Below are 24,224 nucleotides of genomic sequence, written 5' to 3' on the forward strand. Positions count from 1 at the left end.
CGTGGACAGCTATGACGTCATCGCGCCGGCGACGGGTGCGGTGCTGACGACCGTACCGATGAACGGGGTCGAGGAGACCGACGCGGCGATCGCCGCGGCGGAGAGGGCCTTCCCCGGCTGGCGGGCGGTGGCGCCGGGGGACCGGGCCCGGTTGCTGCGCCGGTTCGCGGCGGTCGTCGACGCGCACCTGGAGGAGCTCGCGCAGCTGGAGGTACGCAACTCCGGTCACACGATCGGCAACGCGCGCTGGGAGGCGGGCAACGTCCGCGACGTGCTCGACTACTACGCGGGCGCGCCGGAGCGGCTGTCCGGGCGGCAGATCCCGGTCGCGGGCGGGCTGGACGTGACGTTCCACGAGCCGCTCGGGGTGGTCGGGATCATCGTGCCGTGGAACTTCCCGATGCCGATCGCCGGCTGGGGGTTCGCCCCGGCGCTCGCGGCCGGCAACACGGTGGTGCTCAAGCCCGCCGAGCTGACCCCGCTGACCGCCGTACGGCTGGCCGAGCTGGCCCTGGAGGCGGGGCTGCCGGAGGGCGTGTTCACGGTGCTGCCCGGGCGGGGTGACGTGGTCGGGCAGCGCTTCGTGACGCATCCCGGCGTACGCAAGGTGTGCTTCACGGGGTCCACCGCCGTGGGCAAGTCGATCATGGCGGGCTGCGCCGAGCGGGTGAAGCGCGTGACCCTGGAGCTCGGCGGCAAGAGCGCCAACATCGTCTTCGCCGACGCCGACCTGGAGAAGGCCGCGGCGGCAGCGCCCGGCGGGGTGTTCGACAACGCGGGCCAGGACTGCTGCGCGCGCTCGCGGCTGCTGGTGCAGGACTCCGTGTACGACAAGTTCCTCGAGCTGCTCGAGCCGGCCGTCAAGGCGTTCCGCGTCGAGGACCCGGCGCTCGAGACCGCGCAGATGGGCCCGCTGATCTCGGCCGCGCAGCGCAGCCGGGTCGAGTCCTACACGAGCGCGGCCGACGTCGCCTTCGCCGGCAGCGCACCGGACGGGGACGGCTGGTGGTTCCCGCCGACCGTGCTGCTCGCCCGCGACACCGCCGACCGGCACTGGCGCGAGGAGGTGTTCGGGCCGGTGGTGTCGGTGCTGCGCTTCCGCGACGAGGCCGAGGCGGTCGCGCTGGCCAACGACACCGAGTACGGCCTGTCCGGCTCGATCTGGACCCGCGACGTCGGCCGGGCGCTCCGGGTGTCGCGCGGGGTCGACAGCGGCAACCTCAGCGTCAACTCGCACTCGTCGGTGCGCTACTGGACGCCGTTCGGCGGCATGAAGCAGTCCGGCCTCGGCCGGGAGCTCGGCCCCGACGCGGTGCTCGGCTTCACCGACGTCAAGAACGTCTTCATCTCGACAGAGGAGTAATCGCCAGTGGAGCGCTTGCAGGATCGGGTCGCGGTCATCACCGGCGCCGGGAGCGGCATCGGGCTGGCCACCGCCCGCCGGTTCGCGGCGGAGGGCGCCAGGGTCGTGGCGGTCGACATCTCGGCCGACGCGGGCAAGGCGGCCGCCGACGAGGTGGGCGGCGAGTTCGTGGCGTGCGACGTCAGCGACGAGGAGCAGGTGCGCGCGCTCTTCGACGGGGTGGCTTCGCGCTACGGCCGGGTGGACATCGCCTTCAACAACGCCGGGATCTCCCCGCCCGAGGACGACTCGATCCTGACCACCGGCATCGAGGCGTGGGAGCGGGTGCTCAAGGTCAACACCACGAGCGTCTTCTTCTGCTGCAAGTACGCCATCCCGCACATGCAGCGGCAGGGCAAGGGCTCGATCATCAACACGGCGTCGTTCGTGGCGCTGCTCGGGGCGGCGACCTCGCAGATCGCCTACACGGCCAGCAAGGGCGGCGTGCTCGCCATGACCCGGGAGCTGGGCGTGCAGTTCGCCCGCGAGGGCATTCGGATCAACGCCCTGTGCCCGGGGCCGGTGGCGACGCCGCTGCTCATGGAGCTCTTCGCCAAGGACCCGGAGCGGGCGGCCCGACGCCTGGTGCACGTGCCGATGGGCCGCTTCGCCGAGCCGGAGGAGATCGCCGCCGCGGTCGCCTTCCTCGCCAGCGACGACGCGTCGTTCATGACCGCGTCGCAATTCGTCGTCGACGGAGGTATCACCGGCGCCTATGTCACCCCTCTCTAGGAACGTGCCACTTTCGACGGTTGCGCGAAACATGTGTTTAGCCCCCGCAGGGCGCGGGCACCGATCTTTGCACGCCCCCATGGCCGGGGGCGAAGGGTCGGATCTCCGCTGGTAGACGCTTCAATCGCTGTGCCGGCGGACAGCATCGGCCAGGACGCGGCGTCAGCCTCCAGGGGCGGCGCCGCGAGCCTTGTCCGGCCCTTGGTGATCGGATTAGGGTGGGCCGGATGCGTCCCGTGATCGGCATCACCACCTATGTGGAGCAGGCAAGCTGGGGAGTGTGGCACGACCTGCCCACCGCCCTCCTCCCGTACGACTACGTGCAGGCCGTGACCGGCGCCGGCGGCCGCGCCGTGCTGCTCCCGCCGGACGACCTCGACGCGGACGTGCTGGACGTGCTCGACGGCCTGGTGCTCTCCGGCGGCGCCGACCTCGACCCCGCCCTGTACGGCGCCGAGCCCGAACCCCTGACCGTCATGCGGCCCGAGCGCGACGCCGCCGAGGTGCTGCTGGCCCGCACGGCGCTCGAGCGTGACCTGCCGGTCCTGGGGGTCTGCCGCGGCATGCAGCTCCTCGCCGTCGGGGCGGGCGGCCGGCTGCACCAGCACCTGCCGGACACGCTCGGCCACGAGAGCCACCGGCCGGCCCCCGGCGTGTACGGCGAGCAGGAGGTCACCTTCGTCCCGGGCAGCCGCATCGCGGCGCTGATGGGCGACGACCGGAGGGTGCACTGCTACCACCATCAGGGCGTGGCCGACGCGGGCTCGCTGACCGTGACCGGCCGGACACCCGACGGGCTGCCCGAGGCCGTCGAAGATCCGCGCAAGGCGTTTGCCCTTGGCGTCCAGTGGCACCCTGAAGTGGTACGCGACAAACGCATCTTCGGCGCCCTGGTCGCCGCGGCGGGCCACTCCAGCGGGTGAACCGCCCGGGATCGGGGACTATCGGGCGGCTTCTGCCGCTTTTTCCGTATAGAAGCGCGACGAAGCGCCACCACCCCCCGCCGCATCGGATCCCCGGCCGTCCCCCGGCCCGGGGCCGGGAGCCGTCCGTCCTCAGAACCCGGGCGGCCCGGCCGATGACGGAGATTTGGACGAAGGAGGACCGCGATCCCATGCGCAGGCCTTTGATCGGACTGACCGCGTACGCGCAGCAGGTCCAGTACAACGGCACCGACCTGATGGCGGGCATGCTGCCCATGTCCTACGTCAAGGCCGTGCACGCCACCGGCGGACGCGCCGTGCTCATCACCCCCGACGACCCGGGCACCGACGTGATCGAGTCCCTCGACGGCATGGTCTTCGCCGGCGGGGGCGACATGGACCCCGCCCTGTGGGGCGCCGAGCCGCACCCGGCGACCGAGGTCGACGCCGTGCGCGACACCTCCGAGCTCATGCTCATGCGCGCCGCCCTCGACGCCGACCTGCCCGTGCTCGGCGTCTGCCGGGGCATGCAGGTGATGGCCGTCGCCACCGGTGGCTCGCTGCACCAGCACCTGCCCGACCTCGTCGGCCACGAGCGCCACCGGGCCGCGGCGGGCACCGACCCGCTCGCCGCCGGCGCCGACGACTTCGGCCGCCACGACGTGGAGCTCCAGCGGAACTCGCGGGCCGCGGCCCTGCTCGGCGACCGGCTGACCGTCAACTCGTTCCACCACCAGGCCGTCGACGACCCGGGCGCCTTCACGATCAGCGGCTGGTGTCCCGACGACCGGGTGACCGAGATCCTCGAGGGCCGTGACCACGCCTTCGCCCTCGGCGTCCAGTGGCACCCCGAGCGCACCGGCGACCTCCGGGTCTTCGCCGCCCTCGTCCAAGCCGCCGCCAAGCGCTCCGGCCTCGCCCACACCCCCACCGCGGACCCGCTCGCCGCGTAGGGCCCCTGGGCCGGGGTTGCCCCGCGCCGCCGACTGGCTACGGTTAGCGTGCTGAAGCACACAGGACCAGCCCAGGAGGTTGCGTTGGGCGGCGCCCTTCCGGAGCAGCTGCGGACGGCGTTCGAGCGCGGCGGTGAGATGGGCCGCCGCATGCTCGAGCTCGACTGGGCGGCCTCCCCGCTCGGCGACCCGGCCGGGTGGCCGCCGGAGCTGATCAGCGCCGTGGCGACGATGCTCGCGTCCAAGGCCCAGATCGTCGTCTTCTGGGGGCCCGACTACGTCGCCCTCTACAACGACGCCTACATCGAGACCATGGGCACCAAGCACCCGCAGCACCTGGGCCGCCCGGGCCGGGAGCTGTGGGCCGAGACGTGGGAGCTGCTCGAGGACCTGTTCGACGGCGTGGTCCGCGACGACGAGGCATTCTGGGCCGCCGAGCACCCGTTCCTGCTGGAACGGCACGGGTTCCTGGAGGAGACCTACTTCGACATCTCGTACGACCCGATCCGGCTCGCGGACGGCTCGGTCGGCGGGGTGTTCTGCATCGTCAGCGACAAGACGAGCCGGGTCCTCGCGGACCGGCGGGTGCGCACGCTGAGCCGGCTCGGGTCGGGCCTGTCCGGCGCGGACGGCCGGACCGGGTTCGGGGCGCGGGTGGCCGGGCTGCTCGGGGAGAACCCGCAGGACGTGCCGTTCGCGGCGCTCTACCTGGACGACCCGGCGAGCGGCGACGGGCCGGCCCTGGCCGGGGTGTGCGGGTCCACCGCCGCGCAGTGCCGGCCGTTCACCGGGGAGCTGCGGCGTACGGTCGACGCGGTCATGCGCTCCGGCGAGCTGCGCACGATCCCGCTCGCCCGGGTGACCTCCGGGCCGGTGGCGGCGGCCGAGGCCCTGGTGCTGCCGGTGGGCTCCGGGACGGCGAACGTCGGCGCGCTGGTGGTGGCGATCAGCCCGCGGCTGTCCCTCGACGACGGCTACCGGGACTTCCTGCGGCTCGCCACGTCGCAGATCTCGCAGGCGGTGGCCAACGCCCGCGCGTACGAGCAGGAGCGCCGGCGGGCCGCGGAGCTGGCGGCGCTGGACGCGGCGAAGACCAACTTCTTCTCGAACGTGAGCCACGAGTTCCGTACCCCGCTGACCTTGATCCTCGGCCCGCTGGAGGAGCTGCTCGAGTCGCCGGGGCTGAGCGACGACGTCCAGGAGCGGCTGCTGCCCATGCACCGCAACGGTCTGCGCCTGCTCAAGCTGGTCAACACCGTGCTGGACTTCTCGCGGCTGGAGTCGGGCCGGCTGCGCGCCGCCTACCGGCCGACCGACCTCGCCGACTACACCGCGCGGCTGGCCGGCACCTTCCGGTCCGCGACCGAGCGGGCCGGGCTGGCGCTGGAGGTGCAGACGCCGCCGCTGTCCGCGCCCGTGCACGTCGACCGGGAGATGTGGGAGAAGATCGTCTTCAACCTGCTCTCCAACGCCGTGAAGTTCACGCCGGCCGGCGGGATCACCGTGCGGCTCGGCGAGCGGCACGGCTCGGCGGTGCTGGAGGTGCAGGACACCGGCGTCGGCGTCGCCGCCGACGAGCAGCGGTTGCTCTTCGACCGCTTCCACCGGGTCACCGGTGCCTGGTCGCGCAGCCACGAGGGTACGGGCATCGGCCTCGCCCTGGTCCGTGAGCTGGCCGAGCTGCACGGCGGCACCGCCTCCGCGGCGAGCGAGCCCGGCCGGGGCAGCACCTTCACGGTGACCGTCCCCCTGGGCACCGCGCACCTGCCCGGCGACCGCATCGTGGCGGACGCCGTGGTGGCCCTCCCCGACGACCAGGCCCGCCTCTACGTGGAGGAGGCGCACTGGTGGCTCGGCGACGTCACGCCCGAGCCGGCGGGCGGCGCCGACGAGCCCGGTCAGGTGCGCCAGGGCCGCCGGGGCCGGGTGCTGCTCGCCGACGACAACGCCGACCTGCGCGACCACGTGTCCCGGCTGCTGCGCCCGCACTTCGACGTCGTCGCCGCGGCCGACGGGCAGGAGGCGCTCGACCGGGCGCGCCGCGAGCAGTTCGACCTGGTGCTGACCGATGTCATGATGCCGCGGCTGGACGGCTTCGGGCTGATCCGGGCGTTGCGGGCGGACGAGCGTACGCGGGACCTGCCGATCCTGGTGTTGTCCGCCCGGGCCGGCGAGGAGTCCTCGGTCGAGGGACTGTCGGTCGGGGCCGACGACTATCTCGTCAAGCCCTTCTCCGCGCGGGACCTGACGGCCCGGGTCCGCGCGAACCTCGAGCTCGGGCAGCTGCGCCGGCAGATCATCAGCCGCCTGCGCGGGCTGGTCGACGCCGCGGCCGCCGTCAACACGGTACGCACGACAGCCCAGGTGCTCGACGTGGCCGCCCGGCACGTGCGCGCGATGACGTCCGCCGGCCGGGTGATCGTGACCGCCCCGGGCGCCCGCGCCGAGGCGGACGGCGGGGCCCCGGTGGACGTACCCCCGGATGCGGTGTTGCCGTTGCCCGGCACCTCGGGGGAGCGGCTCGGGGAGCTCAGCGTCTGGTCCGGTCCCGACGGCGCGGCGGAGCCCGCGGTGCTGACCCAGCTGGCCCGCCTGATCGGGCTGCGGCTGGAGAACGCCCGGCTCTACGAGGCCGAGCACCGCATCGCCAGCACCCTCCAGCACAGCCTGCTGCCGCAGTCGCTGCCCCGGGTGCCCGGTGCCATCGTCGCCAGCCGCTACCTGCCGGGCAGCGCCGAGGCCGAGGTCGGCGGCGACTGGTACGACGTCATCACCGCCCCGGACGACCAGCTCTTCCTGGTCATCGGCGACGTGGTGGGCAAGGGCGTGCAGGCGGCGGCCGGGATGGGGCAGCTGCGCAACGCGCTCCGGGCGTACATCCTGGAGGGCTTCGACCCCGGCGAGGCCCTGACCCGCCTCAACCGGCTGGTCGACAACCTGGGCCGGCGGCAGTTCGCCACCGTGGTGTGCGTGCGCTTCGACCCGCGGACCCGCGAGCTGAAGTTCTCCTCCGCGGGGCACCCCTCGCCGATCGTGGCGGCGAACGGCGACACCGGCTTCCTCTACGAGGCGGCGCTGGGGCCGCCGATCGGTGCGCTGGGCGACTCGCGCTACCCGACGCGCGGCACGCGGCTGGTGCCGGGCAGCCGGCTGCTGCTCTACACCGACGGGCTGGTGGAGGACCGGCGGCAGGGCATCGACATCGGCCTCGGCGACGTGCGCGCCGACCTGGCCAAGCCCGCCGACCACGTCGAGGACCTGCTGGACACGCTGCTCGCCAAGGCGGCCCCGAGGCCCCGGCGCGACGACATCGCGCTGCTGGCGCTGCAGGCCACCGAGCCGCGCGAGTTCCGGCTGCGGCTGCCCGCGGACCCGACCCGGCTGAGCGTGCTGCGCCGCCGGCTGGAGGACTTCCTCACCGCCGCCGACGTGCCCGAGAACGACATCTTCGACCTCATGGTGGCGGTCTCCGAGGCGGCCGCGAACGCCATCGAGCACCCGATCGCCCCGGCCGAGCCGATGATCACGGTGGAGGTGTCGCTCGACGAGGACGAGGTGACCGCGACCGTCCGGGACACCGGCAGCTGGCGCCCGGCGACCGGGCCGGGCTTCCGCGGGCGGGGGCTGGCGCTGATCGGGGCGCTGTCGGACCTGGAGGTCGTCCGCTCCGAGCACGGCACCTCGGTGACCCTGCGCCGGCGCCTCAGCCGGTCGTGAGCCAGGGCTGGGTGCTCAGGCCGGAGATGTCGAGGACGCGGCGGACCTGCGGGGAGGGGACCACGGTCAGCGCGCCGGGGAAGCGCTCGGCGAGGCGGATCAGCGCATGGATCGCCGCCGAGTCGAAGAAGGTGACCGCGCGCAGGTCGAGCGTCACGGCGCCCGGGCCGCCCCCGGTGGCAGCCTGGAACATGGTGTCGGCGGTCGACATGTCGACCTCGCCCGTGACCACCACGGTGAGGTGTCCGTCCGCCACCGTCGTGGTCGCCGAGAAAGGTGCCTCGGGGCCGTCTTGATCCACGCTGACACGATTACACAGGCGCCCAGGAGCGGCAACAACCGGTGTGCGGTCCCGGCCGGAGCGCCCGGGCGCGGAGCTAGTCTGGCGGTATGACCGTTCGCGCCCCGCTGACCCCGGGAAAGGTCTCGCCCTGGCGGGCGGTGCCGCCCTCGATCGTCCGTCCCGAATACGTGGGCAAGAAGCGCCCGAAAGAGTGGCGTGGATCGCACGTGCAGACGCCGGAGACGATCGAGAAGATGCGCGTCGCGGGCCGGCTCGCCGCCCAGGCCACCCAGCTCGCCGGCGAGCACTGCAAGCCCGGCGTGACCACGGACGAGATCGACCGGGTCGTGCACGAGTTCCTGACCGACCACGGCGCCTACCCGTCGACGCTGGGTTACAAGGGCTTCCCCAAGTCGTCGTGCACGTCGCTCAACGAGGTCATCTGTCACGGCATCCCGGACAGCACGGTGCTCGAGGACGGCGACATCATCAATGTCGACGTCACCGCGTACATCGGGGGTGTGCACGGCGACACCGACGCGACCTTCCTGGTGGGGGAGGTGAGCGAGGAGGTCCGCCTGCTCGTCGAGCGGACCCACGAGGCGATGATGCGCGGCATCCGGGCGGTGGCGCCGGGCCGGCCGATCAACGCCGTCGGCCGGGTCATCGAGGCCTACGCGAAGCGCTTCGGCTACGGCGTGGTGCGCGACTTCACCGGTCACGGCATCGGCGAGACCTTCCACAGCGGGCTCTACATCCCGCACTACGACAACCCGCGGCTCGACACGATCATGGAGCCGGGGATGACCTTCACCATCGAGCCGATGATCACGCTCGGCACCCACGAGTGGGAGATGTGGCGCGACGGCTGGACCGTGGTCACCAAGGACCGCAGATGGACGGCCCAGTTCGAGCACACGCTCGTGGTGACCGAGGACGGCTACGAGATCCTGACGCTGCCCTAGGGACGGCCTGGCCAGGTCAGCGTGACCGGGCTCGCCTGGTCCAGCCGGCGCCAGCGGGTGGCCTGCACGGCCGCGTCGGTCAGCGCGCTCAGGGCGGTGGAGCGGTCGCCGTCCTCGGTGACGGGCAGGACGGCCCGCCACGCCTGGGCGACGCCGTCCTCGACCTGCGTGGCCAGCTTCCGGGCGCTCGCCGGGTCGGTCACCGGGAAGGGCAGCTCGTAACCGGCCGGCGCCGGCGCGGTGCTGGCCTTGAGAGCGGCCAGCTTCGCCACGAGCAGGTCGCGCCGGGCGCGGTGCTTCTCCTCGGCGGTGCGGGCCTCGGTCTGCTCGGCGTCGGCGGTCAGCTTGACGCCGAGCACTCCGTACGCGTAGATCGCCGCCTCCTCGGCCGCCAGGGCCGCCGTCAGCTCGGCGCTCACCGCAGGGCCTCCGCGTGCGCCGCCCGGGCAGCCGCGATCGATCCCACCAGCGCGGCGCGCTCGGCCGGGGCCTGCCGGCACGCGGCGGCCGCGGTCTTGTGCGCCGCCTGCTCGGCTTTGCGCAATGTGGCGAGGGTCTCGGCGCCGGCCGGTGCGCTCGAGGCTGCCGGCGCGGGAAGGCCGACGCCGATCAGCTGCGCCAGCGCCGTCGCGTGCTCCCGATGGTCCCCGGCGAGCGGGGCGAGGCGCCCGGCCTGAGCGGGATCGGCCACCACGGCCCGGTCGTACGCCCCCGCGAGCGCGAGCGCCTCGTCGAGCACGGGCTGCAACGGGTCCGGGGGCGGGGCGGGCTGGGGGTCGTCCGCGAGGAGGCCGCACCCCGCGAGGCTCGTGACACCGGCGGTCCCCGCGGCCGCGGCGAGGAGCTGACGTCTGTTCATCAAGCCTAGTCAACACTATGGGCGCACGAAGTCACACGCACGGTGTCGCCGAGGGGCGTACCCGCGTCGTGAGCTGCGCCGATGGCCCGGGCGGCGGGGCCCGTGGGGGTCTTCGCGGACCCTCGCGGGGGCCGGAATCGGTGCGGCGGCGGCCGGGCCCTCCGCGCGGCGCGTTACGCTCTGCGTCAGCCGCCGGGGAGATGGCCCCGGTGGCATGCCGGTGTTCCCGGCGAATCCCTGGTGGGCGCCGTCGGCCCGCCACAGGTGAGACAGAAGGGTTGGGCCCGATGACGCAGCGTGGTCGCGCCGGCGCCCGGCCGGTGAACCGCCGTCCCGGCAGCGGCCGGGGGCGAGCGGAGGACAGTGCGCCGCAGCAGCCCGCGGCTCCCCGCATCGACCTGGTCGCCGCCCGCGCCCGGGTCCGTGACGTGATCGAGCCCGTGATCGTCGCCGCCGGCTACGACCTGGAGGACGTCAGTCTGTCCCGGGCCGGCCGCCGGCACGTGGTCCGGGTGCTCGTGGACGGCGACGGCGGCATCAGCCTCGACGACGTCGCGATCGTCTCGCGGGCCGTCTCGGACGCGCTCGACGCGGCCGAGGAGAGCGGCGGCGAGGTGCTCGCCGGCGAGTACCAGCTGGAGGTGGGCTCGCCCGGCGTCGACCGGCCGCTGACCCTGCCCCGGCACTGGCGGCGCAACGTGACCCGGCTGGTCACGGTCGCCGTCGCGGGCCGGTCGCTGACCGGCCGCGTCACGTCCGCCGACGAGACCGGTGTGGTTCTCGACGTGGACGGGAAGATCCAGGAGATCGCGTACGGCGACCTCGGCCCCGGCAAGGTGCAGATCGAGTTCAAGCGGCTCGACGAGGCGGTCTTCGCCGACGAGGACGACGTCGACGATGACGACGACGATGACGACGAAACCGACGACGACGAGGATGGGGAGGGCGAGGGAAGGTGAACATCGACCTCGCGGCGCTGCGCGCCCTGGAGCGCGAGCGGGAGATCCCGTTCGACACGATCCTCGCGGCGATCGAGACCGCGCTGCTCACGGCCTACCGGCACACGGACGGGGCCGAGTCCCACGCCCGGGTGGAGATCGACCGCAAGAACGGCGCGGCCCTGGTCTTCGCCCAGGAGCTGGACGCCGACGGCGCGATCGTGCGGGAGTGGGACGACACGCCGCACGACTTCGGCCGGATCGCCGCCATGACGGCCAAGCAGGTCATCCTGCAGCGGCTGCGGGAGGCGACCGACGAGGCCCACTTCGGGGAGTACGCCGGCCGCGACGGTGACCTGGTCACCGGCATCGTGCAGGCCGACGCCGCCCGGGCCGAGAAGGGCATCGTGATCGTCGACCTCGGCAAGCTCGAGGCCGTGCTGCCGCAGGCCGAGCAGGTGCCGGGGGAGTCCTACGAGCACGGGTCCCGGATCCGGGCGATCGTGGTGCACGTCGCCAAGGGCTTCCGCGGCCCGCAGATCACCCTGTCCCGCTCGCACCCGGCCCTGGTCAAGAAGCTCTTCGCGCTCGAGGTGCCGGAGATCGCCGACGGGGTGGTCGAGATCGCGGCGATCGCGCGTGAGGCAGGTCACCGGACGAAGATCGCGGTGCGCTCGACGGTGCCCGGCGTCAATGCGAAGGGCGCCTGCATCGGGCCGATGGGCCAGCGCGTCCGGGCCGTGATGAGCGAGCTGCACGGCGAGAAGATCGACATCATCGACTGGTCGGACGATCCCGCGCAGTTCGTCGGAAACGCCCTCTCACCTGCGAAGGCGTTGCGGGTGGAGGTCGTGGACCTGGCCTCGCGGACGGCCCGGGTGACCGTGCCGGACTTCCAGCTGTCGCTGGCGATCGGCCGGGAGGGGCAGAACGCCCGGCTGGCCGCGCGGCTGACCGGCTGGCGCATCGACATCCGGCCCGACAACGAGCCGGCCCCGGCCGCGGAGCGGGATGCCGCCGAGACCGGAAGCTGACCGGATACGCGAAAGCCGCGTCCGAGGAGTAGACTTTTGCGAGGCCGGTCCGGTGCGCACCTGCATCGGTTGTCGCATGCGCGCTCCGGCCTCCCATCTGCTGCGGTTCGTTGCGGTGGAAGCGGGGGGTTCCCCCCGGCTTCAGCCTGATCCGGACCGGCGGCTGCCGGGGCGGGGTGCACATCTGCACCCCGATCCGGCTTGCTTCGCGCAAGCGGAGCGGCGACGCGCCTTCGGGCGTGCGTTGCGTCTCTCCGGCGTTGCTGACACCGGGCAGCTTGCCGAGCACATCCGTGCGGCCCCGCCGCTCGGAACAACCGATGACGAGGCGTCGTAGCCCCGTCACGACCCAGCAAGGTAGGACGACCGACATGAGCACACGATGAAGTCCCTGAAATGACCAGGCTTCTAGTGCACGAGTGAGGTCGCTGCGGGTTCGCACTCGCACGGCCTCGAAGTGAGGAGTGCAGTGCCAGGAAAGGCCCGCGTACACGAGCTCGCGAAGGAGCTCGGGGTCGACAGCAAGACCGTTCTCGCCAAGCTCAAGGAGATGGGCGAGTTCGTCAAGTCCGCATCCAGCACGGTCGAGGCCCCCGTGGCCCGGCGGCTGCGAGTCAACTTCGACGCCCAGTCCGGCGGTGGCGCCCCCGCGGCGTCCGCTCCCGCCCCTGCGGCGCCGAGCACCGGCACGCCCGCGCCCAGCGCGCCGCGTCCCAACCCGATGACGGCCCGGCCGCAGCCGCCGCGCCGTCCCACCCCTCCGCCGGCTCCGGGAGCGCCCAGCACGTCGGCGCCCGCGGCCCCGGCTCCCACGCCCGGTCCGGCCGCCCAGCCGCCGCGGCCCACGCCCGCCCGTCCGGGCCCCCGGCCCGGTCCGGTGGCGAAGCCGGCCAGTGCGCACGACATCGAGGTGGCGGCCGCCGAGGCCCGCGCCTCGGCGCTGAAGGCCGAGCAGGAGGCTGCGGTCAAGGCCGCCCAGGCCGCCCGCACCCGGGACGCCGAGCGCCGGGCGCAGCAGCCCCCGGCCGACGGCGGCACGGGCACCCCGGGTGCCCCGGTCCGTCCGGGCCCGCGTCCGGGTCCCGGCGCGGTCCCGCCGCGTCCGGGCTCGCCCGCCGCGAACCGCACGGCCCAGCCGGGCACGCCCGCCGCGCCGGGTCGTCCCGGCCCCGGCGGCCCGCGTCCGGGTCCGGCCCGCGGTCCGGGCAACAACCCCTTCGGCGTCTCCGGCGGCGGCGGTCGTCCGTCCCCCGCCTCGATGCCGCGTCCCAACCAGGCCGGCAGCGGCGGTCCCCGGCCCAACCCGGCCGGCATGCCCCCGCGGCCGAGTCCCGCGTCGATGCCCCCGCGGCCCAGCCCCGCGTCGATGCCGTCCCAGCGTCCGGGTCGTCCCGGTGGCCCCGGTGCGGGCCGTCCGGGTGGTCCCGGCGGTGGCGCCGGCGGCGGCCGTGGCGGTGCCGGTGGCGGCTTCCGTCCCGGTGGCGGTGGCGGCGGTGGCGGTGGCTACCGCGGCGGTCCCGGTGGTGGCGGCGGTGGCGGTGGCTACCGTGGCGGCCCCGGCGGCGGTGGCGGCGGTGCCGGTGGCGGTTTCCGTCCCGGTGGCGGCGGTCCCGTCGGTGCCGGTGGCGGCGGTCGCCCGGGTGGCGGCGGTCGTGGCCGTGGCGGCGGTGCCGCGGGTGCCTTCGGGCGTCCCGGTGGCCGGCCGACCCGTGGCCGCAAGTCGAAGAAGCAGCGGCGTCAAGAGTTCGACAACCTGTCGGCTCCGCAGATGAGCTCGGGTGCTCCGCGCGGTCAGGGTCAGGAGATCCGGCTGTCGCGTGGCGCCTCGCTGTCCGACTTCGCCGACAAGATCAACGCGAACCCCGGCTCGCTGGTCCAGGAGATGTTCAACCTGGGCGAGATGGTGACGGCGACGCAGTCGTGCTCCGACGACACGCTGCTGCTGCTCGGCGAGCACCTGGGCTTCGACGTGCAGATCGTCAGCCCCGAGGACGAGGACCGTGAGCTGCTCGCGCAGTTCAACATCGACCTCGACGCCGCGGTCGACGAGGACCGTCTCGTCACCCGGCCGCCGGTCGTGACCGTCATGGGTCACGTCGACCACGGTAAGACGAAGCTGCTCGACGCGATCCGCAAGACCAACGTGGTCGCCGGCGAGGCGGGTGGCATCACCCAGCACATCGGTGCCTACCAGGTCGGTTACGAGCACAACGGCGAGGAGCGTGCGATCACGTTCCTGGACACCCCGGGTCACGAGGCGTTCACCGCCATGCGTGCCCGCGGCGCCCAGGCGACGGACATCGTCATCCTGGTCGTGGCGGCCGACGACGGCGTCATGCCGCAGACGGTGGAGGCCCTCAACCACGCCAAGGCGGCCGAGGTGCCGATCGTGGTCGCGGTCAACAAGGTCGACAAGCCGGACGCCAACCCGGAGAAGGTCCGCCAGCAGCTGGCCGACTACGGGCTCCTCGCCGAGGAGTACGGCGGCGACACGATGTTCGTCAACGTCGCGGCGAAGCCCGGCATCGGCATCGACGACCTCCTCGAGGCCGTCCTGCTGACCGCCGACGCGTCGCTGGAGCTCACCGCCCCGACCGACGGCCCCGCCCAGGGTGTCGTGGTCGAGTCGCACCTCGACAAGGGCCGCGGTGCGGTCGCCACCGTCCTGGTGCAGAAGGGCACGCTCCGGGCCGGCGACTCGATCGTGGCGGGCGGCGCGCACGGCCGCGTCCGCGCCATGCTCGACGAGAACGGCAACAACGTCGCCGAGGCCGAGCCGGCCCGTCCGGTCCTGGTCCTGGGCCTGACGTCGGTGCCGGGCGCGGGCGACACGTTCCTCGCGGCCGAGGACGACCGCACGGTGCGGCAGATCGCCGAGCAGCGGCAGGCACGCCGCCGCGCGGCGAGCTTCGCCAACTCGCGCGGCCGGGCCACTCTCGAGACGCTCATGGAGCAGCTCAAGGAGGGCGAGAAGACCTCGCTCACCCTGCTCATCAAGGGCGACTCCTCCGGTTCGGTGGAGGCTCTCGAGGACGCGCTGTTCAAGATCGAGATTCCGGACGAGATCCAGCTCAAGGTCATCCACCGCGGCGTCGGTGCGATCACCGAGAGCGACGTCAACCTGGCGTCGGCCTCGTCGGAGCAGATCGCGACGATCATCGGCTTCAACGTCCGGGCCAGCAACAAGGTCAAGGAGCTCGCCGACCGCGCCGGCGTGGAGATCCGCTACTACAGCGTGATCTACCAGGCCATCGAGGAGATCGAGGCGGCGCTCAAGGGCCTGCTCAAGCCGGAGTACGAAGAGGTCGAGCAGGGCACGGCGGAGATCCGCGAGATCTTCCGCTCGTCCAAGATCGGTCTCATCGCCGGTACGATCGTCCGGTCGGGTCTCATCAAGCGCAACGCCAAGGCCCGGGTCCTGCGCGACGGGGTCGTGGTGGCGGAGAACGTCACCATCAACTCGCTGCGCCGGTTCAAGGACGACGCCACGGAGGTCCGGGAGGGCTTCGAGTGTGGTGTGACGTTCTCGGGCTTCGGCACGCCGCAGATCGGCGACATCTTCGAGACGTTCGAGATGCGGGAGAAGCCGCGCGCCTGATGATCTGACGCGAGGCTGAGACAAGCGGCGGCCCCCGGTGCGAAAGCACCGGGGGCCGTTGTCTTTACTACTCAGATGTCCCGCTACGCCCTGCTGCTCGCCCCGTCCGCCAACCGCGTCTACGCCGACCAGGCCGGCCGCCTGACCCGCGCGGAGCTCAGCGCCTTCTCCGGGGCCCTGTCCGCCCCGCTCGCGGACATCGCGGAGGCGACGATCGGCGGCGTCGGCTACGTCACCTTCGACGGCGCGCTGGAGCCCCGGGACGTCGCCCTGCTGTCCAACCTCTCCTCGGGCTACGCGCTCTTCGAGCAGCTGCCCGACGACCTGCTGCGGCCGGTCACGCTGACCCCGCTGGCGCGCTACGACAGCGACCTGATCACCATCCCGAAGTACGCGGGCAAGACCAACGAGCAGTTCACCAAGCTCGTGCTCAACCTCACCCTGCTCGCGTCGGCCTCCGCGGGCCGGATGCTCGACGCCCGGCTCACCGTCTGCGACCCGCTGGCCGGGCGCGGGACGACGCTCAACCAGGCCCTGATGTACGGCTACGACGGGCTCGGCATCGAGATCGACGGCAAGGACGTGGAGGCGTACAAGCTGTTCCTGCAGACCTGGCTCAAGCGCAAGCGGCTCAAGCACACCGCCGACCTGGTGCCCGTGCGGCGGCAGGGGCGCCGGGCCGCCCGCCGGCTCGAGGTGACGCTGGCGGCCAGCAAGGAAGATCACAAGGCCGGCGACACGCAGAAGGTCACGCTGATCCAGGCGGACACCACCCAGCTCGACGGCCTGCTGCGCCCCAGGTGCGCGGACGTCATCGTGGCCGACCTGCCGTACGGGGTCGCGCACGGCAGCTACGACGACGCCGGCGGCATCCGGCGCAGCCCTCTCGACCTGCTCGAGCGGGCGGTCCCCGAGTGGGCCACGCTGCTGCGTCCCGGCGGGGCCATGGGCCTGTCGTGGAACACCAAGGTCGCCAAGCGGGAGCTGGCCGAGGACATCCTGCGGGCCAACGGGCTCGAGCCGGTCCCGTACGAGGACCTGAGCCACCGCGTCGACCAGGGCATCGAGCGCGACGTCATCGTGGCCCGCAACTAACTCGGGTGCCCGCGCGGCCGGCCGGGCGTACTCTGCTCGCTGATGTACACCGAGACTGCGATCTTCGACCTGCTCCTGCCGGGTGACTCGCGCACCTTGAAGCAGAAGCGTTCCTATGTCCGGCCGATCCTCGCGATGCTGAAGAAGTTCGAGGTCAGCGCCGCCGAGGTGGGCATGCACGACCTCTACGGGCGGGCCCAGATCGGGGTCGCCGCGGTGGCCGCCGAGCCCGCCCAGGCCCGGGCGGTCGTCGACACCTGTGAGCACCAGGTCGCCGGCCGTCCCGAGATCGAACTGCTGTCGGTCAAGCGGCGGTTGTACGGCGACGAGGACTAGCGCGTTCGGCACCCGCGAGGCCTGGGTAGGCTTCGTGAGTTGGGCGGGGGAACCGGATCCCCGCAGGCACGGTTGTCGGAGGTGGGCGTTATGTCGGACCCGGCCAAGACTCGGCGGCACGCGGAGCGGGTGAAGGAGCTGGTGGCCTCGCTGGTGCGCGAGCTCAAGGACCCCCGCCTCGGCATGCTGACCGTGACGGACGCCCGGATCACCGGGGACCTGCGCGACGCGCAGGTGTTCTACACGGTCCTCGGCGACGCGACGGAGCAGGCCTCGACGGCGGCGGCGCTGGAGAGCGCCAAGGGCATGCTGCGCAGCAGGGTGGGCCACGCCCTCGGGCTGCGGCACTCGCCGAGCCTCACGTTCGTCCTGGACAACGTGCAGGACCACGCCAAGGAGATCGACGATCTGCTGGCGGCGGCGCGGCACCGGGACGCCGAGGTGCAGCGGCTGGCCGCGGGCAAGCAGTACGCGGGCGACGCGGACCCGTACAAGACCGACGACGAGGACGAGGACGACGCGGACGAGCGGGTGGGCGCCGAGGAGAATCGGTGACCGACACGGTCGCCGACACCTCCGTCGCCGCCCGGCCCGGGATCGCGGACGACGACTGGGCCGCCGCGGTGGCGGCGGTCCGGGGTCTCGCTCCCGGGGCACAGGTCCAGCTCGTCTGTCACGTGAACCCGGACGGGGACGCGCTCGGCAGCATGCTCGGCTTCGCGCTGGGCCTGCGCCGGCTCGGCGTCGGGGAGCTGCGGGCGTCCTTCCCGGGCCCGTTCGACGTCCCCGGCCCCTTCGCCGGCATGCCCGGCCTGGAGCTGCTGGTGCCGGAGGGCGAGGCGTTCGCCGAGCCCGACCTGCTGCTGGTCTTCGACGTGGCGGCGGAGTCCCGGATGGGCGCCCTCGCCGGCCGGCTCGCCGGTCCCGGCACGTGCGTGGTGCTCGACCACCACGCGACGAACACCGGCTTCGGCGACGTGCGTCTCGTCGACCCGTTCGCGGCCGCGACCTCGGTGGTGGCGGTGGAGCTGCTCGACCGGCTCGGCGTCCCGTTCGACCGGGCGATCGCCGAGTGCCTCTACATCGCGCTGACGACCGACACGGGCTCGTTCCGCTTCGACATGACCACCCCGCGGGTGCACGAGCTGGCGGCGCGGCTGCTCGCCACCGGGCTGCGGCCGGGGGACATCTCGCGGCGGATCTTCGACACCCGGCCGTTCGGGGCGACGAAGCTGTTCGCCGACGCGCTCGCCCGGGCGGAGCTGGATCCGGGGGCCGTGGGGGGCCTGGGGCTCGTGTGGACGTACGCGACGCTCGACGACCTGGCCCGGCACGGCCAGCAGCCGTACGTGCTGGACGCCCTGATCGACCCGGTCCGCTGCGTGGCGGAGGCCGACGTGTCGGTCGTGGTCAAGCAGACCGGCCCGGAGGAGTGGGCCGTCTCGCTGCGCAGCAAGGGGGCGGTCGACGTCAGCGCGGTCGCGCTCGCCCTGGGCGGGGGCGGCCATCGGCTCGCGGCGGGCTTCACCGGCCACGGCACGCCGGCCGACGTGATGGCCACCGTCCGCGCCCAATTGGATCAACGTTCAGTAACATAGACGTTACATTGCGTGGCGACAGGCCAACCCTCCTGGGCTGGCCTGTCGCCTTTTTTGCTTCCCGGTGGGTGGGACCGGCTGCGCAGAGACCGGGATTGAACGATAGTTTGGGTGAACGGAAGTTAGGTTTTTGCACGGTCATAACCCTGGCCGGCGGTGAAGACCTCGAGCCGCGCGTTCCGCGCCGCGCCGCGCGCCACCCCGCCCGGAAACCCCGGGCCCGGTCCCGCGAGGCCCGCTCGACGACGATCCTGTCCAGGAAGGACCCTTCATCATGGCCGCCAAGCCGAAGCCCCCGCCCGCCGACGACCCGCGCGAGCAGGCCCGTCGCGCCCTGCAGACCTCTCTCGACACGCGTCAGTAAGGCGCGCCGGGGTGCGTGAGTGCGCAGCCGCGGTGCGCGCCGGAGCGGGGGACGGGCGAGGGGTGTCGATCGACTCCGCCGACGTGTAACTGCCGAGCTGCGTTGCGATCCTTACGGCTGGGCGGGCATCATGGGCACTCATGAGCCCGTCCGCCGCAAGGGTCGCCCACCCCACGCCGGCCCGCCGCATCGCCGGCCTCGCCCTGCCCGCGCTGGTGGTGCTGGCCGCCGAGCCGCTCTACGTGCTGGTCGACACGGCGGTCGTCGGTCATCTGGGCCGGGTTCCGCTGGCCGCGGTCGCTGTCGGCGGCACGGTAATGTCGCTGGCCGTGTGGTTCGGCACGCTGATGGCGTACGGGACGACCGGTCGCGCCGCGCGCCGCTTCGGGGCCGGTGACCGCCCGGGTGCGGTGTCCGAGGGCGTCCAGGCCTCCTGGCTGGCCCTGATCACGGCGCTCGTGCTGGTGGTCCTGGCGCAGGCGTTCGCCGGTCCGCTGGCCCGCGCCCTCGCCGGCGACCCCGGGGCCGCCCGCGCCGCCGAGACGTGGCTGCGCATCGCCGTCCTGGGCGTGCCCGGCCTGCTGCTCGCCGCGGCGGGCAACGGCTGGATGCGCGGGGTGCAGGACACCCGGCGCCCGCTGTGGTTCGTGCTCGGCGCCAACGTGCTGTCCGCCGCCCTCTGCCCGCTGCTCGTCTACGGCGCCGGCTGGGGCCTCGAGGGCTCGGCCGTGGCCAACGTCGCCGCCCAGACCGTGTCGGGCGGCCTCTTCCTGGCGGCCGTCGTGCGCGAGCGCGCGCCCCTGCGCCCGGTCCTGTCCGTCCTCGGCAACCAGCTGGTCCTCGGCCGCGACCTGCTCATCCGCGGCGCGGCCTTCCAGGCGTGCTGGCTGTCGGCGACCGCCGTGGCCGCCCGCTTCGGCGTCGCCGCGGTCGGCGCCCACCAGATCGCCCTGCAGCTGTGGTTCTTCGCCGCCCTCGCCCTGGACGCGGTCGCCATCGCCGCGCAGTCGCTGGTCGGCGCGGCCCTCGGCGCCGGGGACACCGGCGCCGCCCGGGGGATCGCCCGCCGGGTCACCCTGGTCGGCGGGATCTCCGGAGTCGCGTTCGCCGTGCTCGCCGCCGCCGGCGCCGGCGTGATCCCGCGCCTGTTCACCAGCGACGCGGCCGTGCACGACCAGGCCGCCCTCGTGTGGCCGTGGTTCGTGGCGATGCTGCCCTTCGCCGGCGTGGTCTACGCACTCGACGGGGTGATGATCGGGGCCGGCGACGTCGGCTATCTGCGCACGATGACGCTGATCGGGGCGGTGGGCGGGTTCCTGCCGCTGATCTGGCTCGCGCACGCCTTCGCCTGGGGGCTGCCCGGCATCTGGGCGGGGCTGGCCGCGTTCACGCTCGTCCGGCTGGTCGCGCTGCTGATCCGCTGGCGCGGCAGCCGATGGGCGGTGGTGGGCGTCGCCCGCTGAGGAGCGTCTGGTTGGGTTAGGGCGTGAACGTCGACGGTCTCATCGTTGTGGACAAGCCGGCCGGGATGACCTCCCATGACGTGGTCGCCCGGATCCGGCGGCTCGCCAGAACCCGCCGGGTGGGGCACGGCGGCACGCTCGACCCGATGGCCACCGGCGTGCTGATCATCGGGGTCAACCGGGCGACCCGCCTGCTCACCTATGTGATCGGCGCCCGCAAGAGCTACGCGGCGACCATCCGACTGGGCCAGTCCACGATCACCGACGACGCCGAGGGCGACGTCACGGCGACCACGCCCACCGGCGCGGTGACCGACGAGGCGATCCGGGCCGGTCTCGTGGCGCAGACCGGGGAGATCGACCAGGTGCCCAGCGCGGTCAGCGCCATCAAGATCAAAGGCGAGCGGGCGTACAAGCGGGTCCGCGACGGCGAACAGGTCGAGCTGGCCGCCCGCCGCGTCACCGTCTTCCGCCTCGACGTCCTCGACATCCGCCGCGGGGACGGGGTGATCGACGTCGACGTGGAGGTCGACTGCTCCAGCGGCACCTACATCCGGGCGATCGCGCGGGACCTGGGTGCCACGCTCGCGGTGGGGGGCCACCTGACTGCCCTCCGGCGTACGGCCGTGGGCGACCTCACCCTCGCCGACGCCGCCACGCTGCCGGAGCTGGAGGAGCGCGCCCCGGATGTGATCGGGCTGCCGATGAGCGAGGCCGCCCGGCAGGCGTTCCCCGCGCGCGAGGCGACCGAGGACGAGGCCCGGGTGCTGAGCCACGGCGGCCCGCTGGCACCGGTCGGCATCCAGGGCCCGTACGCCGTCTTCGCCCCCACCGGCGACGTCCTGGCGATCGTCTCGGAGCGCGAGGGCCGGGCCCGCGCCGAGATCGTGCTCGCCCCGGCATAGCGTCCGGCCGGACGGACGCCGGGGTCACCTCGCCGGGAGGTGCTCCGCGACGACGGCGATCAGGTCGGCGGCCGCGTAGGGCTTGTCGAGGAAGCCGTCGCAGCCCGCCTCGACCGCGGCGGCACGGTCCTGGGGGAGGACGCTGGCCGTCACCGCGACGACCACCGGCCTGCGGCGGTCGGCGCCGATGCGGCCGGTGGCGAGGTCGCCCGCCAGGGTGAGGCCGTTGCCGTCCGGGAGGTTCATGTCGAGGAGCACCAGGTCGACGTCGGCGGTGTTGAGCTGCGTGCGGGCGGCGGCGAGGCTGTTCGCGTCGATGATCTCGGCGTCGCGGACGGCGGCGATCTCGGCGCGGGCCAGGACGGCCTTGACCAGGGTGCGGTTGAGTTCCTCGTCCTCGACCAGCAGGATGCGGCTCACGAATTCTCCTCGGGACTTCCGGCGGGCGGTTCGGGCGGGTCGGTGCGGACGCCCAGCAGCGGCGCGAGCTTGTCGGCCCCGGCGCCCCCGGCCATGGCGGTGGCCACGACGCCGCCCGCCATGGCCGTGGCGACCAGGGACGCCTCGCCGGCGGTGGCGGCCAGGCCGAGGACCGGCGTCTGCCGGGTGGCGGGGTCCTGCTCGATGGCGGCGAGCATGCTGAAGCCGTCGGCGGCGGGCGACTGCATGTCGCACACGATGAGGTCGAACTGGCCCTCGCGGCTGCGGGCCAGTCCGTCGCGGCCGTCCGCCACGGCGACCACGTCGGCGCCCCCGGCGCGCAAGCCGTCCTCGATCGCGCGGCGCACGGCGTCGTCGTGATCCACGACCAGGACGCGGGGCACGGGCCGCTTGGCGACCGTCCGGGCGAGGGCGCTCAGCAGCACCGCCGGCTCGACCGGCTTGACGAAGTAGTCGCTCGCGCCCAGGGCGAGCCCGGCCTGCCGCTCGTCGATGATCGTGGCGAAGAACACCGGGATCTCCGCCAGCCGGGCGTCGGCCTTGAGCCGGCGGATCACCTCGAAGCCGTCGATGCCGGGCAGCGCCACGTCGAGGACGATCGCGTCCGGCGGGTGGGCGCCGGCGGCGGTGAGCCCGGCCTCGCCCGTGCCGGCCACGTCGATCTGGTAGCCGGCGTGCTCCAGCTGCGTGCGAAGCAGCTCCGCGGCCTGCGGGTCGTCCTCCACGAGCAGGATCCGGGCGCCGTCGCCGGACCCGTCGGCGGTCACCGCTTCGACGACGGGCGCGGCCGGCAGCCGTACGGTGAAGGCACTGCCCTGGCCCGGCGCCGACACCAGCGAGATCTCCCCGCCGTGGGCCTCCACCAGCCGCTTGGTGAGCGCCAGCCCGAGGCCGGTGCCCGCGCGGGCCCGCTCCGGATCGCCGACCTGCTGGAACTCCTCGAACACCCGCGCCTGGTCCGCCTCGGCGATGCCCACGCCCGTGTCGGCGACCGTGACGGTGACGAACTCGCCGTCGGCGGCGGTCGTGACCGTGAGGCGGCCGCCCTCCGGCGTGAACTTGATCGCGTTGGAGAGCAGGTTCTCGACGATCTGGCGGAACCGCACCCGGTCCGCGTTCGCCGTGACCTGGGCCAGCTCGGTGACCACGGTCAGGTGCTTCGTGGTGAGCAGCGGCGAGAGGCCGGTGAGCAGCTCCTGGATGGCCGCGTCGGCGCGCAGCGGGGCGAGGCGCAGCTCCAGCCGTCCCGCCTCCACCTTGGCCAGGTCGAGGATGTCGTTGATCAGCCCGAGCAGGTGCCGGCCGCTGGTGTGGATGTGCTCGGCCCACTCGGCGGGGACCCGGCGCCGGTCGCCCTCCGGCTCCTCCTGGCGCATCAGGTCGCTGAAGCCGATGATCGCGTTGAGCGGCGTACGCAGCTCGTGGCTCATGTTCGCCAGAAAGGCGCTCTTCGCCTGGCTGGCCCGGGTCAGCGCCGCCACCGACGCGCTCAGCTCGGCGGCGAGCCGGCGCTGGGCCGCGACGACCGCCTGCCGCTCGGCCAGGATGCCCGCCTCGCCGCCGAGCAGCGCGAACAGCCGCAGGTCGTCGTCGTCGAACAGCGTCCGGTGCCGGTTGAACAGCAGCACGGCGCCCTCGGCGTCGGGCGGGACCGGCATGCTCACCACGGTCACGAAGTCGTCGCCGAGGTCGTCGCCGTAGTGGGCGACCAGCGCCTCGCCGCCCTCGCGGAGCCGGGCCGGCCGGCCGCGGCGGATCAGCGCGGTGACCTCCGGCAGGTCGAGCTCCTGCGGGGTCGGCAACGGCGGACCGGAGTACGCGGCCGTGGCCAGCATCCCGTCGGGGCGCGGCATGAGGACGGCCACGGCGTCGGCGCCGGTCTGCTCGCGCATGATCCCGGCGTACGTCTGCCAGACCTCCTCGGGCGACTCGACCTCGGCCCGCAGCAGCCGCTCGGTGACGGACTGGGCGGCCAGCGCGGAGAAGGCGCGGCGCAGCCACTTGGGCGGGGCGAAGGCGACGAGGTAGCCGGCCGCGCACACCAGGGCGATGACCCGGTACGCCGTGACGAACCTCTCGTCCAGCGGATGCGTCACGGCCAGGACCAGCACGACGACCATGGCCACGGACGTCAGGGCGGTGGCCGCCGCGACGGTCAGCCGGACCCGGTTGGCGCCCGTGCGGCGGCGGGCCTTGCTCAGCAGCAGGTAGCCGGCCGCGATCTCGACCAGCACGTATCCGGCGACGGCCACGACCCACTGCCGGCCCGGGATCGGCTGCGGCGCCAGGATCAGCGGGCCCGCGGTGAAGACGGAGACGCTCAGGGCGCCCCACTCCTGCCAGGCCGGCACCGCCCGCAGCCGGGAGGCCAGGCGCAGCGTCAGGTAGGGCTGGGCGAAGAGGAGCACGATCGCGACCAGGATCACGCGGTAAGGAAGCTCGACCACGCGGCTGAGCAGAACGAGGGAGAACCAGACCGTGCTCGGCAGGAACACGAGCGTCACGTCACGCTGCAGCGGATCGCGTCGTCGCAGGTAGCCGTAGAGGGCGCGGAGAAACAGCACGGCGAAGACGCAGCCCGCCGCGACGAGGTCCAGAGCCAGCTCGTCCCGTCTCAT

The 24,224-nt window shown here is 73.5% G+C and carries 21 protein-coding genes and 1 pseudogene; 17 read left to right on the forward strand and 5 right to left on the reverse strand.

The genetic code is table 11. The features are described from left to right. The first annotated feature begins 1 nt into the window (after position 1). From RBH18_RS08685 to RBH18_RS08705, 5 genes are all read left to right on the forward strand, one after another. The gene (locus RBH18_RS08685; protein ID WP_306205546.1) at positions 2 to 1,363 is read left to right on the forward strand and encodes an aldehyde dehydrogenase family protein; all 1,362 of its coding nucleotides are present in this window, start codon (positions 2 to 4) and stop codon (positions 1,361 to 1,363) included. A 6-nt stretch (positions 1,364 to 1,369) separates the two neighbouring features. After that, positions 1,370 to 2,134: a 3-oxoacyl-ACP reductase gene (locus tag RBH18_RS08690; protein ID WP_306205548.1), complete on the forward strand. Its 765-nt coding sequence runs from the start codon at positions 1,370 to 1,372 to the stop codon at positions 2,132 to 2,134. 227 nt (positions 2,135 to 2,361) lie between these two features. Further along, positions 2,362 to 3,057: a gamma-glutamyl-gamma-aminobutyrate hydrolase family protein gene (locus RBH18_RS08695; RefSeq protein ID WP_306205550.1), complete on the forward strand. Its 696-nt coding sequence runs from the start codon at positions 2,362 to 2,364 to the stop codon at positions 3,055 to 3,057. A 191-nt stretch (positions 3,058 to 3,248) separates the two neighbouring features. Further along, on the forward strand, positions 3,249 to 4,010 hold the full coding sequence (locus RBH18_RS08700) for a gamma-glutamyl-gamma-aminobutyrate hydrolase family protein (protein WP_306205551.1): 762 nt from the start codon (positions 3,249 to 3,251) through the stop codon (positions 4,008 to 4,010). A gap of 138 nt (positions 4,011 to 4,148) precedes the next feature. After that, positions 4,149 to 7,727, forward strand: coding sequence for a SpoIIE family protein phosphatase (locus RBH18_RS08705; RefSeq protein WP_306205662.1), 3,579 nt, complete (start codon positions 4,149 to 4,151; stop codon positions 7,725 to 7,727). Here RBH18_RS08705 and RBH18_RS08710 read toward each other — a convergent pair. Then, entirely contained in the window at positions 7,714 to 8,028 is a 315-nt protein-coding gene (locus RBH18_RS08710) for an STAS domain-containing protein (protein WP_306205554.1), read from the reverse strand. The two genes, RBH18_RS08705 and RBH18_RS08710, sit on opposite strands and share 14 nt — an antisense overlap. Positions 8,029 to 8,117: 89 nt before the next feature. On the opposite strand from RBH18_RS08710, the gene map reads away from it, so the two are divergent. Beyond that, entirely contained in the window at positions 8,118 to 8,975 is an 858-nt protein-coding gene (map, locus tag RBH18_RS08715) for a type I methionyl aminopeptidase (protein WP_306205556.1), read from the forward strand. Here the strand turns inward: map and RBH18_RS08720 are convergent. Both RBH18_RS08720 and RBH18_RS08725 read right to left on the reverse strand, forming a co-directional pair. Continuing rightward, positions 8,972 to 9,394 carry a ferritin-like domain-containing protein gene (locus tag RBH18_RS08720; RefSeq protein WP_306205558.1) on the reverse strand — a complete coding sequence of 141 codons (423 nt, stop codon included), beginning with the start codon at positions 9,392 to 9,394 and terminating at the stop codon, positions 8,972 to 8,974. The genes map and RBH18_RS08720 overlap by 4 nt on opposite strands. Continuing rightward, on the reverse strand, positions 9,391 to 9,834 hold the full coding sequence (locus tag RBH18_RS08725; RefSeq protein ID WP_306205560.1) for a hypothetical protein: 444 nt from the start codon (positions 9,832 to 9,834) through the stop codon (positions 9,391 to 9,393). The genes RBH18_RS08720 and RBH18_RS08725 overlap by 4 nt, the downstream gene beginning before the upstream one ends. A gap of 287 nt (positions 9,835 to 10,121) precedes the next feature. On the opposite strand from RBH18_RS08725, the gene rimP reads away from it, so the two are divergent. The 11 genes and pseudogenes from rimP (at position 10,122) to truB (ending at position 21,165) form a co-directional block, all read left to right on the forward strand. Beyond that, positions 10,122 to 10,793, forward strand: a complete 672-nt coding sequence (gene rimP / locus RBH18_RS08730) for a ribosome maturation factor RimP (protein WP_306205562.1) — start codon at positions 10,122 to 10,124, stop codon at positions 10,791 to 10,793. Then, positions 10,790 to 11,806, forward strand: coding sequence for a transcription termination factor NusA (gene nusA, locus RBH18_RS08735; RefSeq protein ID WP_306205564.1), 1,017 nt, complete (start codon positions 10,790 to 10,792; stop codon positions 11,804 to 11,806). Before rimP ends, nusA begins: the two co-directional genes overlap by 4 nt. A gap of 76 nt (positions 11,807 to 11,882) precedes the next feature. Continuing rightward, positions 11,883 to 12,143, forward strand: coding sequence for a YlxR family protein (locus tag RBH18_RS08740; protein WP_372338888.1), 261 nt, complete (start codon positions 11,883 to 11,885; stop codon positions 12,141 to 12,143). Positions 12,144 to 12,275: 132 nt separating this feature from the next. Then, a pseudogene (locus RBH18_RS44085) lies at positions 12,276 to 12,359 on the forward strand (translation initiation factor IF-2 N-terminal domain-containing protein); the annotation flags it as partial. Positions 12,360 to 12,716: 357 nt separating this feature from the next. Continuing rightward, positions 12,717 to 15,404, forward strand: a complete 2,688-nt coding sequence (gene infB, locus RBH18_RS08745) for a translation initiation factor IF-2 (RefSeq protein WP_372338889.1) — start codon at positions 12,717 to 12,719, stop codon at positions 15,402 to 15,404. 75 nt (positions 15,405 to 15,479) lie between these two features. Further along, positions 15,480 to 16,499 carry a TRM11 family SAM-dependent methyltransferase gene (locus RBH18_RS08750; protein ID WP_306205567.1) on the forward strand — a complete coding sequence of 340 codons (1,020 nt, stop codon included), beginning with the start codon at positions 15,480 to 15,482 and terminating at the stop codon, positions 16,497 to 16,499. 42 nt (positions 16,500 to 16,541) lie between these two features. Next, positions 16,542 to 16,835, forward strand: a complete 294-nt coding sequence (locus RBH18_RS08755; RefSeq protein WP_306205570.1) for a DUF503 domain-containing protein — start codon at positions 16,542 to 16,544, stop codon at positions 16,833 to 16,835. 90 nt (positions 16,836 to 16,925) lie between these two features. Next, complete coding sequence (rbfA, locus tag RBH18_RS08760) at positions 16,926 to 17,390, forward strand: 30S ribosome-binding factor RbfA (protein ID WP_306205572.1); 465 nt, start codon at positions 16,926 to 16,928, stop codon at positions 17,388 to 17,390. Next, positions 17,387 to 18,433, forward strand: coding sequence for a DHH family phosphoesterase (locus RBH18_RS08765; RefSeq protein ID WP_306205574.1), 1,047 nt, complete (start codon positions 17,387 to 17,389; stop codon positions 18,431 to 18,433). The genes rbfA and RBH18_RS08765 overlap by 4 nt, the downstream gene beginning before the upstream one ends. A gap of 504 nt (positions 18,434 to 18,937) precedes the next feature. Next, positions 18,938 to 20,260, forward strand: coding sequence for an MATE family efflux transporter (locus RBH18_RS08770; RefSeq protein ID WP_306205576.1), 1,323 nt, complete (start codon positions 18,938 to 18,940; stop codon positions 20,258 to 20,260). A gap of 23 nt (positions 20,261 to 20,283) precedes the next feature. After that, on the forward strand, positions 20,284 to 21,165 hold the full coding sequence (gene truB / locus RBH18_RS08775; RefSeq protein WP_306205577.1) for a tRNA pseudouridine(55) synthase TruB: 882 nt from the start codon (positions 20,284 to 20,286) through the stop codon (positions 21,163 to 21,165). Positions 21,166 to 21,189: 24 nt separating this feature from the next. Here truB and RBH18_RS08780 read toward each other — a convergent pair whose 3' ends face one another. Further along, entirely contained in the window at positions 21,190 to 21,585 is a 396-nt protein-coding gene (locus RBH18_RS08780) for a response regulator (protein WP_306205579.1), read from the reverse strand. After that, a complete protein-coding gene (locus RBH18_RS08785) occupies positions 21,582 to 24,224 on the reverse strand; it encodes a response regulator (RefSeq protein WP_306205581.1) in 2,643 nt (880 codons plus the stop codon). Before RBH18_RS08785 ends, RBH18_RS08780 begins: the two co-directional genes overlap by 4 nt.

This window comes from Actinoplanes oryzae (assembly GCF_030757795.1).
GTDB lineage: Bacteria > Actinomycetota > Actinomycetes > Mycobacteriales > Micromonosporaceae > Actinoplanes.